9 protein-coding genes are annotated in these 11,359 nt (G+C 69.7%); 7 read left to right on the top strand and 2 right to left on the bottom strand.

The annotated features are described in order from the left end of the window. The first annotated feature begins 247 nt into the window (after positions 1-247). From FPZ41_RS24750 to FPZ41_RS24730, 5 genes are all read left to right on the top strand, one after another. The gene (locus tag FPZ41_RS24750) at positions 248-1,447 is read left to right on the top strand and encodes an ABC transporter substrate-binding protein (RefSeq protein WP_152865915.1); all 1,200 of its coding nucleotides are present in this window, start codon (positions 248-250) and stop codon (positions 1,445-1,447) included. A gap of 30 nt (positions 1,448-1,477) precedes the next feature. Next, positions 1,478-3,247 (top strand): ABC transporter permease, encoded by a 1,770-nt coding sequence (locus tag FPZ41_RS24745; RefSeq protein WP_152865914.1) that lies wholly within the window; start codon positions 1,478-1,480, stop codon positions 3,245-3,247. Further along, positions 3,240-4,367 (top strand): ABC transporter ATP-binding protein, encoded by a 1,128-nt coding sequence (locus tag FPZ41_RS24740; protein ID WP_152865913.1) that lies wholly within the window; start codon positions 3,240-3,242, stop codon positions 4,365-4,367. Before FPZ41_RS24745 ends, FPZ41_RS24740 begins: the two co-directional genes overlap by 8 nt. A 443-nt stretch (positions 4,368-4,810) precedes the next feature. Next, entirely contained in the window at positions 4,811-5,806 is a 996-nt protein-coding gene (locus FPZ41_RS24735) for a phytoene/squalene synthase family protein (protein ID WP_322620678.1), read from the top strand. A 207-nt stretch (positions 5,807-6,013) separates the two neighbouring features. Then, positions 6,014-7,075 carry a PP2C family protein-serine/threonine phosphatase gene (locus tag FPZ41_RS24730; protein ID WP_322620677.1) on the top strand — a complete coding sequence of 354 codons (1,062 nt, stop codon included), beginning with the start codon at positions 6,014-6,016 and terminating at the stop codon, positions 7,073-7,075. A gap of 19 nt (positions 7,076-7,094) precedes the next feature. Here the strand turns inward: FPZ41_RS24730 and FPZ41_RS24725 are convergent, their stop codons facing one another. Further along, entirely contained in the window at positions 7,095-7,970 is an 876-nt protein-coding gene (locus FPZ41_RS24725; protein WP_152865911.1) for a universal stress protein, read from the bottom strand. A gap of 46 nt (positions 7,971-8,016) precedes the next feature. After that, on the bottom strand, positions 8,017-9,009 hold the full coding sequence (locus tag FPZ41_RS24720) for an Acg family FMN-binding oxidoreductase (protein WP_407698811.1): 993 nt from the start codon (positions 9,007-9,009) through the stop codon (positions 8,017-8,019). Positions 9,010-9,541: 532 nt separating this feature from the next. Here FPZ41_RS24720 and FPZ41_RS24710 point away from each other — a divergent pair. Both FPZ41_RS24710 and FPZ41_RS24705 read left to right on the top strand, forming a co-directional pair. Further along, the gene (locus tag FPZ41_RS24710) at positions 9,542-10,216 is read left to right on the top strand and encodes a CBS domain-containing protein (RefSeq protein ID WP_152865910.1); all 675 of its coding nucleotides are present in this window, start codon (positions 9,542-9,544) and stop codon (positions 10,214-10,216) included. Positions 10,217-10,312: 96 nt separating this feature from the next. Continuing rightward, entirely contained in the window at positions 10,313-11,341 is a 1,029-nt protein-coding gene (locus FPZ41_RS24705) for an alcohol dehydrogenase catalytic domain-containing protein (protein ID WP_322620679.1), read from the top strand. The last annotated feature ends 18 nt before the right edge of the window (positions 11,342-11,359 follow it).

Genomic DNA, 11,359 nt, shown 5'->3' with positions numbered 1-11,359 from the left:
TCCCTGCGACGGTCACCCCCTCCTCGCCCACCCTGACCATCGCGGGGGTCAGCCCTCGGCGGCGAAAAGGATTCCGAGTACACCTATTTCAAGCCATCAGTGCAGTACAGAGCAGGTGACTCGCGTCACGACCAGAACGACCACAACACACACTATGAGCTCTGATGGCTAAAGGATTTACCCGCCTGACCTGGGTCTCTAACCTCCCGGCAACAGCTGCCAGAGGGCACGTGTTCAAAGGAGAACCATGGCCAGATCCAGCCACCTCGGCTCACGACACTTCGCCGCCGCGGGCACCGCCTCCGGGCTCGCTCACCCCGGCCGTCTCCGGTCCGCGACCGCGATCGGCGTGGTTCTCGCACTCGGACTGCTGACCGCCTGCGGGGGCAGCGACAAGCCCGCGGTGGCGGAGAACAAGATCAGCACGGGGAAGGTGCCCGTCTACTACCCCAAGGACTACAACAACCTGATCGCGGAGGCGAAGAAGGAGGGCGGCAAGCTCACCGTCTACTCCAACCTCGGCGACGAGAACATGGCCCCCATCGTCCGGGACTTCAAGAAGAAGTACGACTTCATCAAGACCGTCTCGGTCAACGAGCTCGACAGCGACGAGCTGTTCCAGAAGGTCCTCTCGGAGAACGCGGCCGGCAGCTCGCCCGCGGACGTGATGATCTCCAGCGCGGCGAGCGCCTGGGCGAACTTCGCTCAGCGCAAGGACGCGGTGCTGGAGTACAAGACCCCGGAGCTGGCCGCACTCGGCGACGAAGCGCAACTCCTGCCCAGCGTCTACTCGTTGTCGCAGGACCCGATGACGATCGCCTACAACACCAGCCTGATGGAGAAGCCTCCGACCGGCATGGCCGACCTGGCCAGGATCGTGAGCGCCGACGAGGGCAAGTTCAAGAACAAGGTGACGGTCCGCGACCCGGAGGGCTCGTTCGGCTTCTCGGTGACCCGCGCCCTGACCGAGGGCAACCCCGGGGCGTGGGACGCGCTGAAGACGATCCTCCCCCTGACCCGCCCGGAAACCTCCTCCGGTACGCAGCTGGAGAAGATCGTCTCCGGTGAGTACACGGCCGGCTTCCTGATCAGCGCCTCCCCCGCGTACCCGGTCGTCGACGACAGCGCCGGGCTGGTGAAGATCGTCTTCCCCGAGGACGGCACCGTGGTCCTCCCCCGTGGCATGGGCATCTCCTCCGAGGCACCGCACCCGGCGACCTCGAAGCTGTTCATGGACTTCGCGCTCTCCACGGAGGGCCAGCGCGCGGTCGCCGAGGGCGGACTGGCCTCCTACCGCGAGGGCGTCAAGGGCCGGGGCCTGCACACCTACCAGGAGGTCGTGGACAAGGTCGGCGAGGACAAGATCATCCACGTCGACTACTCCGCTGTCGCGAAGAACGACGCCGACGCCTGGCTCGAACGCTTCAACAGCCTCCTCAAGAAGTAGGCAGCCTCGGGACGATCGGAGTCAGAGCAGATGTCAACCCTCACCCCACCGGTCCGCACGTCGGCCGACGAGCACCAAGAGACGTTCAAGCCGCCGCGTTACCGCCGCCCCCTCGGCATCGGACGGGACCAGGTCGTCCAGTACGCGGTCCTCGCGTTCCTCGCCGTCCTCGTCCTGGCCCCGATCGTCCCGACCCTCTACCAGAGCGTGCGCAACCGCCCGCTCTACGAAGCCGGAGGAGCCTTCACGGTCCGCGGCTATGTCGACCTGTTCACGGACGCGGGCTTCGGCGAAGTGGCGCTCAACACGCTGCTGTTCGCCGGTCTGACCACGCTGCTGAGCCTGGCCATCGCCATCCCGATGGCGATCGTGGTGGTCCGTACGAAGCTGCCGGGCGGCCGGCTGATCGCGCTGGCGATGCAGTGGCCGTTCTTCATCTCCTCGCTGATCCTGGGCTTCGGCTGGATCATCATGTACGGCCCGGCCGGGTTCGTCAGCATCAAGGTCCAGCAGCTCTTCGGCGGCGTGCCGTGGAACCTGTACTCGATTCCCGGGATGGCCCTCACGGAGGCCGTGGCGCTCGCGCCCATCGCCTATGTGTTCTGCGCCAACGCGCTGCGGCAGTCCGACGCGTCCCTGGAGTCCGCGGCGCAGGTCTGCGGTGCCGGGCCGCTCAGGATTCTGGGGCAGGTGGTCGTCCCGATGCTGCGGCCGCCCATCGTCTACAGCGCCATCCTGGTGTTCTCCGTCTCCATCGAGACCCTGAGCGTGCCGCTGCTGTACGGCCAGCCGGTGAAGATCGACGTGTTCTCGACGTTCCTGTACCACAACGGCCTGCAGTCGGTGGACCCCGACTACACGATGCTGGGCGCCGCCTCGACGATCATCCTGCTCGTCACGCTGACCCTGGTGGCCGTACAGGCCAAGCTGCTCAAGGACGCCGCACGGTTCGTCTCCGTGCGCGGCAAGGTGACCCGCCCCCGCAAGCTCGACCTGGGCTGGCTGAAGTGGGTGAGCATCGCGTTCATCTGGTTGTACGTCATCGTCGGTGCCCTGGTCCCGATCCTCGGCCTGGTGCTCCGCTCCTTCACACTGGTCTTCACTCCGCTCCAGTCGCCGCTGAAGACGATCACCACGCAGAACTACGAGATCGTGTTCGACTCGGACAACTACGTCCAGTCCCTGTGGAACAGCCTCATCGTGGCCGGCGTCGGCTCGGTGCTGGTCAGTGCCCTCGCCGTGATCGCGGTGATGGTCGCCCGCCGCTCCACCTTCCGCTTCGGCCGGGCCGTCGAGTACCTCGCGCTGATCCCGCAGTCCCTGCCCGGCATCATCATCGGTATCGGCTTCTTCTGGGCCTTCGCCCTCGCCCCGTTCGGTATGGGCTCGGTGCTGCAGGGCACGATCTACGCCGTCATCATCGCCTTCGGCATGCGCGCCCTGCCCAGTGCGTTCGGCTCGGTCGCCCCGGCGATCATGCAGATCGGCGGCGAACTCGACAACGCGGCCCGGGTGTCCGGCGCCGACTGGCTGATGACGTTCTTCCGGGTACTGCGGGCCCTCGTCACTCCCGCGTTCGCCGGAGCCCTCGTGCTCACCTTCGTGATCATGCTCAAGGAGTACTCGCCGGCCGTGTTCCTGAGCTCCGCGGACAACAACATCCTGGGCACCACCATGCTCAGCCTCTGGACCCAGGGCCGGGCCGGATCCGTCGCCGCACTGGCAACCCTCCAGATCGCCATCACCGCGGTCTTCGTCGCACTCGCAGGACTGCTCATGAAGGGAAAGCACCATGCCTGAGGTGACCGTGAAGAACCTGGCCAAGACGTTCGGGGACAACTCCGTCCTCCGCGACGTCACCTTCACCATCAAGGACGGCGAGTTCTTCACCCTCCTGGGAGCCAGCGGCTGCGGCAAGTCGACCACGCTCAACTGCATCGCCGGGCTGGAACAGCCCACCGAGGGCTCCATCACCGTCGGAGGAAGACCCTTCGTCGACGCCTCGGCCGGGGTGTTCCTGCCCCCCGAAGAGCGCAACCTCGGCATGGTGTTCCAGTCCTACGCGCTCTGGCCGCACATGACCATCGCGAAGAACCTCGCGCTGCCCCTCAACATCCGCAAGGTCCCCAAGGAGAAGCAGAGGACCCTCATCCACGACGCGCTCGACAAGGTCGGTCTCGCCGATCTGAGCGGCCGCTACCCGCACCAGCTGTCCGGAGGCCAGCAGCAACGGGTCGCGCTCGCCCGTGCCCTGGTCTACTCCCCGACGGTGCTGCTGCTCGACGAGCCGCTGTCCAACCTCGACGCCAAACTCCGGGAGCAGGCCCGCGCCTGGCTGAAGCGGCTGCAGGAGGAGCTGGGCATCACCACCGTCTACGTCACACACGACCAGGAGGAGGCCCTCGCCCTCAGCGACCGCATCGCGGTCATGGAGGGCGGCAACATGATCCAGATCGGCACGCCGCACGAGATCTACGAGCGGCCCGCCGCCCCGGAGGTGGCCGCCTTCGTGGGCCGCTGCAACTTCCTCACCGGCCGGGTGATCGGACAGGAGGGCAGGCGGTACCGGATCCTCCTCGACTGCAGCGACGACGTGGTGCAGGTCGACAGCGACGAGCGTGTCCCGGCCGGCCACTCCGTCACCGTGGCGATCCGGCCCGAGCGCCTCGAGGTCGTCGCGCAGTCCGGTACGCCGTCCCACGTCAACCAGTTGAGGACCGAGGTCCTCACCAGCTCCTACGTCGGCTCCCGCTACGAGTACGACGTCCGCCTCGGCGACCAGGCCGTGCAGGTCCTCAGCGGCAACGGCGGCCTGGCGGGCGAAGTGGTGCTCGTCTTCGACCCGGCTCAGGCGCTCCTGTACCAGGACAAGGTCGAACTCCCCGAGGAGCAGCGCGACCTGCTGACCGTCACGTCGTAACCGGGTCGGGCTGAGACACAGCCACGACACGCCGGGGGCCCGGAGAGTCCGTCATGACTCTCCGGGCCCCTGCGTGCGCCGGCCTCTGTCGCTGCTCGGTCGTAGCGAGAGGTGCGAACGGGTCGTGATCCGCCCGGAGAGCTACTTCGAAGAGCGCTATTCGGGGCGGGGGTGGGCCGCGTGCACCACAGCCGATACGGACGCCCGCGTGGTCCGTTCTCGGAGCCGCCCTGCCGGGCCTGCAGCGCGACGTGTTGTGCTGAGGGGGCCTGTCCCGACGACAAGGCCATGGCGAAGCCGAGTTCACCGCACGCGCCGGCAACCGCGGGCGCGTGCAGTGCGCGAGGGGAGGGAGAGAGCGGGGACCGCACGCCGACTACGGTGGCTGCGTTGCCGTGTGAGTTCCGGAATCGCCGGGACCGGGAGTTTCAGGAGGCCGAACTGTGGGACTGTGGTGGGGCAAGGCGCTGGACGCCGCCCGGATCGACGGGGCGGAGTTGCGCGCCGACTACACACGGCAGCGCCGGATCGTCGCGCGCTACCGCCCCAGCGCCTATCTGGCCACCCGCCTCCTGGTGCGCCCCGAGCACCTCCCGCATCTCCTGGCCGTCACCGCTTTCATGCACCTCTCCGACAATCTCCTCGACAGCGGCCCGCGTGAGGAACGCGCCGCCGCCTTCGCGCGCTGGGCGACAGAGGTCCGCGAGGGAATGGCCGGAGCTACCGTCGAGCACCCCGATCTCCGGGCCCTTGTGCACACCATGAGCGTGCACCCGCCGTTGCGCACCTATGTGACGGACTTCCTCGCCGCCGCCCCCGCCGACCTCGACTTCGCGGGCTTCGCCACCGAGGCGGACTACCAGTCATACATCGACGCCTACGTTCTTCCCGCGTTCATGCTGATCGCCGGCCTCCTGACGGGTGAGGACACCCCGCCCGGCTACCGCGAGGCCTGCCGTACCTACATCGACGGCAGCCAGCGCCTCGACTTCGCCAACGACATCGCTGAGGATCTCGCAGAGGGCCGCCTCAACCTCCCCCAGGAGACCCTGGACGCGTTCGCGGTCACGCGCGCCGACCTCGAATCCGCCCGTGACACCCCCGGCACCCGCGCCCTGCTGGCCCACGTCCTCGGTCAGGCGCGTGAGTCGCTGGCCGCCGGGCGGCCCCTGGCCGACCTCGTACCGCCCGATGGCCGCCCGCTGTTCCGCGCCATGATCGGCGTCGAGGACCTGACGGCCGAGGCGGCGCTGGCCAAGGGGGCGGCGCTGCTGCGGGGTCCCGCCCGGCCACCGCTCCCCAGCACTCTGAAGCTGCTCTTCGGGGAGCGTGCTCGGGCGAAGCGGAGTGCGGTGAAGACCGAGACCGGGACAGAGAACGAGACCGAGTCCGGGACCGAGACCGGGACAGCCGGAAGTCGTGGCGGCGCAAGGCCCTGAGATCTCAAGGCTCTGAGCAGGAGAGCAACAGCGGCGCGCAGGGGGCTCGGAACGGCATGGTGCCGCCCCCTGCTCGCCGTAACGTGTTTCACCTGATCTCGAATTGCCCAGTTTGTTGAAGATATGATGCGTTTCGTGCCTACCTTGAGGCGACTACGGCGCCGTCGGCAACGCGGCGGCCGAAGAGACGCTGTCCGGCTGTCACCCGTGTTCCTCACCTTCCTCATCACCGCGCTGGCGTTCGCGACGCCGAGGGAGATCGCCATCAGCCGCCTCCTGCCCGCCGCGCCCGCCCTGGCCGCCTCGATGTGGCCCGTGCTCCCCACGATCCTGCTGGGCACGGGCTGCCTGCTGGCCATGCTCGGCCTGAGCCTCGTCTACACCGACCTGGGGACGCCCTACACATCGGCTGCGATCGTCGCGGTCACCCTGGCGGCCGCGTACGCAAGCCATGTCCGGCTGCGACGGGAGGAGGCCCTCATCCAGATCCGGCTCGTCGCCGACACGGCTCAGAAGGTGCTGATGCGTCCCCTGCCGAGCCGCCTGGAGGACATCGAGATCGAGTCGCTGTATGTGGCGGCCCAGGCGCAGGCCCGGATCGGCGGCGACTTCTACGAGGCGGCCGCCACACCGTACGGCGTCCGGCTGCTCCTCGGCGACGTACGCGGCAAGGGCCTCTCCGCCGTGGGGGCGGCCTCGGCGCTGATCAGCTGCTTCAGAGAGGCCGCGCACGACGAGCCCGACCTGAGGGGCGTCATCCATCGCCTGGAGACCAGCATCATCCGCCACAGTGCCGCGTTCCCCGCCCAGGACCTGCCGGAGCGATTCGCCACCGCTCTTCTCGCCGAGATCCCGCGGGGCGACGGCCACGTCAGACTGCTCAACTGCGGGCACCCCCCGCCGCTGCTCGTGCGCCACGGGAGTATGCGCGTTCTGGAGCCCACCGCCCCCTCTCCGCCTCTCAACCTCGCGAAGCTCATCGGAGACCGCTACTGCATCGACACCGTGGCCTTCGCCCCGGGCGACCAGTTACTGCTCTACACCGACGGTGTCACGGAGACCCGGGACCGCAGCGGCGACTTCTTCCCGCTGCAGGACTGGATGCGCGGGCAAGGCCCGGCGTCGCCCCCGGGGCTGCTCAACCGACTGCACCGGGACCTGCTCCGTTTCAGCGGCGGACGGCTCGACGACGACATCGCGGCGCTTGCCGTGCGACGCCCGGATGCTGTTCGACGCCCGGAGCACCGAGCGCTGGAGCACCCGGCGTAGCCGCGGATCGCTGAGGCGATCACCCCCGTTGCGGCACGACCGCCACGGGACACGGAGCGTGGTGCAACAGCGTGTGGGTCACCCGGCCGAGTTGGAGCCCGAAGTGGTCCTGCCTGCGCTGTGCTCCGACGATTACGAGGTCGGCGGCGTCCGCGCGGCGCAGGAGCACTTTGCGGGCCGGTCCTTCGACCGTGTCGGGGCGTACCCGGACACCCTGATGGTCCGCCACCGCGTCGTGCAACAGGTCGTCGAGCAGGGCGGACGCCCGTTCCCTGGGGTAGCGCGCCGGTTCGCCGGCCGACCGAGGGGGGTGGGTGGTCTGGTGCGCGGGGGAACGCCACGCGCGTACGACGTCGAGGGGGCACCGGCGTGCCTCGGCCTCACGGAAGGCGAACCGCACGGCCTCACCGCTCGTGGCGGGGTTCCCCGCGCCGAGCAGGATGCGTTCGTGGGTGCCGGCCAGTGCGGGCTGGTTGCCGCGGACCACGATCACCGGGCAGTGCGCACGGGCCGCCACCACGAGGCCGACCGATCCGAGGAGCATCCCCTTCAGCTCACCACGGCCACGTGAGCCCGTCACCACGGCGGAGGCATGGAGACCTTCGCGCAGCAGGGCGTCCACCGCCTCCTCGGGGACCACCTCGGCCGAGACCGTCACATCCCGGTTGCGCCGCCGGGCACGCTCCGTCGCGGACCGGACGATGTTCTCCGCCATCAACTGTTCGGACGGGCGCTCACGGTCGCCCGTTTCTACGGCGCCTTCGTAGTGCGCCCACAACGAGGCGTAGACGAGCCGCAGGGGCAGACCGTGCCGGGCCGCCTCGTCCACGGCCCAGTCGACTGCCGTGAAGGCGGCAGCCGATCCGTCGACCCCCACGACCAGGGGAAGTTCCATCCTTCCCACCGCCTTTCGCTTCCCTCTCCGTCAGTCCTGCGGGCGGTCACGGCTGGATGTCGAGTACCTGCGACACCGGGCGGCGCGGTGCGCCGGGGCCCTGGGGGCCGTATCCCAGGCGGATGATCATCTGCGTGTAGCCCGTACCGGACACCGGGTCGCGCAGGGGCCAGCGCAGGTCGGTCCACTCGAGGGGCTGGGTGGCGAAGGAGCTGGACAGACCCTCGATGGTGGCCAGCAGGAGGACGCGTTCCAGGGCCTGGCCGGCGCGCAGCCAGTCCTCCGGGCGGTCGTAGAGCGTGCTGACGAGAGCCAGCTGAGGAGTCCGCTCGAAATCGGCGGAGTCACGGCCCGCCACCTGCCGAGAACCGGCGAAGTCGCGCACCGGGGCCTTGCCGCCGCGTTTGCGTGGCCCGAAGGCGTAGTCCGGGACTCCGTCGTCGGTCGTGTGCGCCGACGGGGTGCCGGCTCGGGTCCACTGGGCCAGGTCCTGGTCGCTGCCGCGGTCGGTGATGTTGCGCGCCTCGCCTTGCCGGACCAGTTCCAGCACCTCCTGCAGATGCCATGACGTGGGGAACGTCAGCATCGCTCCCTCAAGGCGAGCGGCATCGGCGAGGGCTCCGCGCACGGCTTCGGGGATCACCGTCTCCTCGAACGGGGAGCGGCTGCTGTGCCGCCGGTGGATCGCCGGATACAGCGCACCGAGATCGCTCTCGCGGCTCCCGGAGCCGGTCAGTCGCACGCCGGCGAGCAACGCCCGGTCGCTGAGGTCGGGCAGCAGCCGGGTTTCCGGACACCAGCCCTCGTGAGCCACGGCGACCCTCAGGTTCAACAGGGCGGCACCGCAGCCGAGATGAAGGCCGCGGGTGTCGGGGTCGGAGTGCGGCATGACGCGCTCGAAATCGGCGCGCAGTTCGATGGTGCGACTGCGCCGCAGGTAGCGGAAGCGCCAGGGCTGCGCGTTGTGCATCGACGGGGCGGCTGCCGCGTCGTGCACCAGGGCCGTCACGCGTTCGTCGGACGGTGCTTGCCGGTTCACCGGAACCTCCCTCACGGGTCGGCGGCTGCCGGGACGGGACCGCTCTCCGGTTGGTCGTGGGATACGCGACGGGAGCGCCGGGGCCTCCGGCCGCTCACTCACCGGCCGGAGTGATGCGGCGGCCCGTCAGGTGCATGGGCCGGATCGGCACCCACATCTCGCGTTCGCCGCCCGGCCAGGGTTCGGAGTGGGCGCGCTCGGCCACCGAGCGGGGTCCGGCTCCGCGACGACCGGGTGCCGCAGCGCCTGCCCTGGCCAGGCGGCAGATCCGCGCCGCCGCCGCTCGGCCGCCGCGCGTCGGCCGACGTCGCCGGGGCTGGGCGGCTCCGCCGACGGGGGCCTGCCGGGGACCCCTTCGCCTCATCCGTGCCCGGACGCCGGGACGGCTCCTGAGCTCGCATGATCGCCGCCCCTTCCTCACAATGGTGCTGTATCCAACGTGCCACGCCCGGCACACCGCCGCACGGGACGAACGACCCCCACGCACCGCCCCGAGCCGACCGGCCGTCACGTCCCGTGAGGGAGAGGCGACATGCACCACCGAACCGTCGCGGAACTCATGACCCGAGACGTCGTCCGGGCACGGCGGGACCTGACCTTCAAGGAGATCGTCAAGCTCCTCACGGACCACGACGTCACCGCCGTACCTGTCGTCGACGAACTGGACCGCCCCCTGGGCGTGGTGTCCGAGGTCGACCTGCTGCGCAAGTCGGCCGACCAGGCCGACCCCTCCGGCCTGGCCCCGATCCCGCACCTTCAGGCGTGGGAACGGGCCAAGGCCGAGGGCGCCCGCGCCGAGGAACTGATGTCCGCGCCCGCGGTGTGCGCCCGCCCCGACTGGACCGTGGTCGAGGCCGCCCGTCTGATGGAGGTCCAGAAGGTGAAACGGCTGCCAGTGGTCGACGAGGCGGACCGGCTCCTGGGCATCGTCAGCCGCTCCGACCTGCTGCGGATCTTCCTGCGCCGCGACGACGCCATCCACGACGAGATCACCCAGGACGTACTGCGGCGCACCATGGGACTCGACCCCTCACAGGTGACGGTCCAGGTACGCGACGGCCGGGTCGACCTCCACGGCTCCGTCGAGTTCAGAAGCCTGACCCCCATCATCGAACAGTTGTGCAGGAGCGTCGACGGCGTCGTCTCCGTCACCGGGCACCTCACCTACCCGACCGACGAGGCCCATCACTCCCCCACCGGCACCTGAGGCACGAGAGCGGCACAGCGGCGCGGCGGAGGCCCATGTTGCCCGGGAGCCCCTCAGGGGCGACCGTGGAGGTGAGGTAGCGAGGGAGTGAGTATCGTGCGAGCGCTCGTCTACCACGGCCCCGAACAGAGCTCCTGGGACACCGCCACGGACCCCGCGATCGAGGAGGCGACCGACGCGATCGTGCGCGTCGACGCCACCACCGTCTGCGGAAGCGATCTGCACATCCTGCGGGGAGACCTCCCCGACGTGAAGCCGGGGACGATCCTCGGTCACGAGGCCGTGGGCGAGGTCATGGAGGTCGGCGGCGGCATCCACGACCTGCGCCCCGGGGACCAGGTGATCGTGTCCTCCGTCTCGGCCTGCGGCCACTGTCAGCCGTGCCGTGACGGCATGTACGGGCAGTGCCGCGGGGGCGGTGGGTGGATCCTGGGGAGCCTGATCAACGGCACCCAGGCCGAGTTCGTACGGGTGCCGTTCGCCGACCACTCCACCCACCGACGGCCCTTCGACCTGCCGCTCGATGACGCGGTCCTGCTCTCCGAGGTCCTCCCCACCGCCTACGAGGTCGGAGTGCGCAACGGACATGTGAGCCCGGGAGACACCGTCGTCGTGGTGGGCGCGGGTCCCGTCGGTCTCGCCGCGGTCGTCATCGCGCGGCTCTACTCACCCCGCCGGATCGTCGTGACGGACCTGTCCGCCGCGCGGCTGGAAGCCGCCGCCCGTGTGGGTGCCGATGCCGCCGAGCTGCCCGGACGGATGATCGCCGAGTTGTCCGAGGGCCCGGGCGCCGACGTGGTCATCGAGGCCACGGGGGAACCGGAGGGCTTCGTACTGTGCACGCGTGCCGTCCGCGCGGGCGGGCACATCGCCAACATCGGCACGCATGGCAAGCCGGCCACGCTGCATCTCGAATCGCTGTGGCGCAAGAACGTGACGATCAGTACCGGCCAGGTGGACACGTCCTCCACACCGTGGCTGCTGGAGCTGGTGGGGCTCGGGCGCCTGCCCGTCTCCCGGCTCGTGAGCCACACCTTCGGCCTCGACCGGATGGAGGACGCCTACGAGGCGTTCGCCCACGGCACCACGACGGGCGCCCTCAAGGTCGTACTGCACCGCGAGTGAGGGGCCCTGGCCGGCAGG

Source organism: Streptomyces acidicola (assembly GCF_009377235.1).
Taxonomy (GTDB): Bacteria; Actinomycetota; Actinomycetes; order Streptomycetales; family Streptomycetaceae; genus Streptomyces; species Streptomyces acidicola.
The sequence above is the reverse complement of the archived record's forward strand: the minus strand, read 5'-3'. Positions and strand labels throughout refer to the sequence as shown.

What these genes read in the sequence shown, in the direction of transcription:
- FPZ41_RS24750 (WP_152865915.1), top strand. Translation starts at nt 248, where the DNA reads ATGGCCAGATCCAGCCACCTCGGCTCACGACACTTCGCCGCCGCGGGC.
- FPZ41_RS24725 (WP_152865911.1), bottom strand. Translation starts at nt 7,970, where the DNA reads ATGGAACTTCCCCTGGTCGTGGGGGTCGACGGATCGGCTGCCGCCTTC.
- FPZ41_RS24740 (WP_152865913.1), top strand. Translation starts at nt 3,240, where the DNA reads ATGCCTGAGGTGACCGTGAAGAACCTGGCCAAGACGTTCGGGGACAAC.
- FPZ41_RS24745 (WP_152865914.1), top strand. Translation starts at nt 1,478, where the DNA reads ATGTCAACCCTCACCCCACCGGTCCGCACGTCGGCCGACGAGCACCAA.
- FPZ41_RS24710 (WP_152865910.1), top strand. Translation starts at nt 9,542, where the DNA reads ATGCACCACCGAACCGTCGCGGAACTCATGACCCGAGACGTCGTCCGG.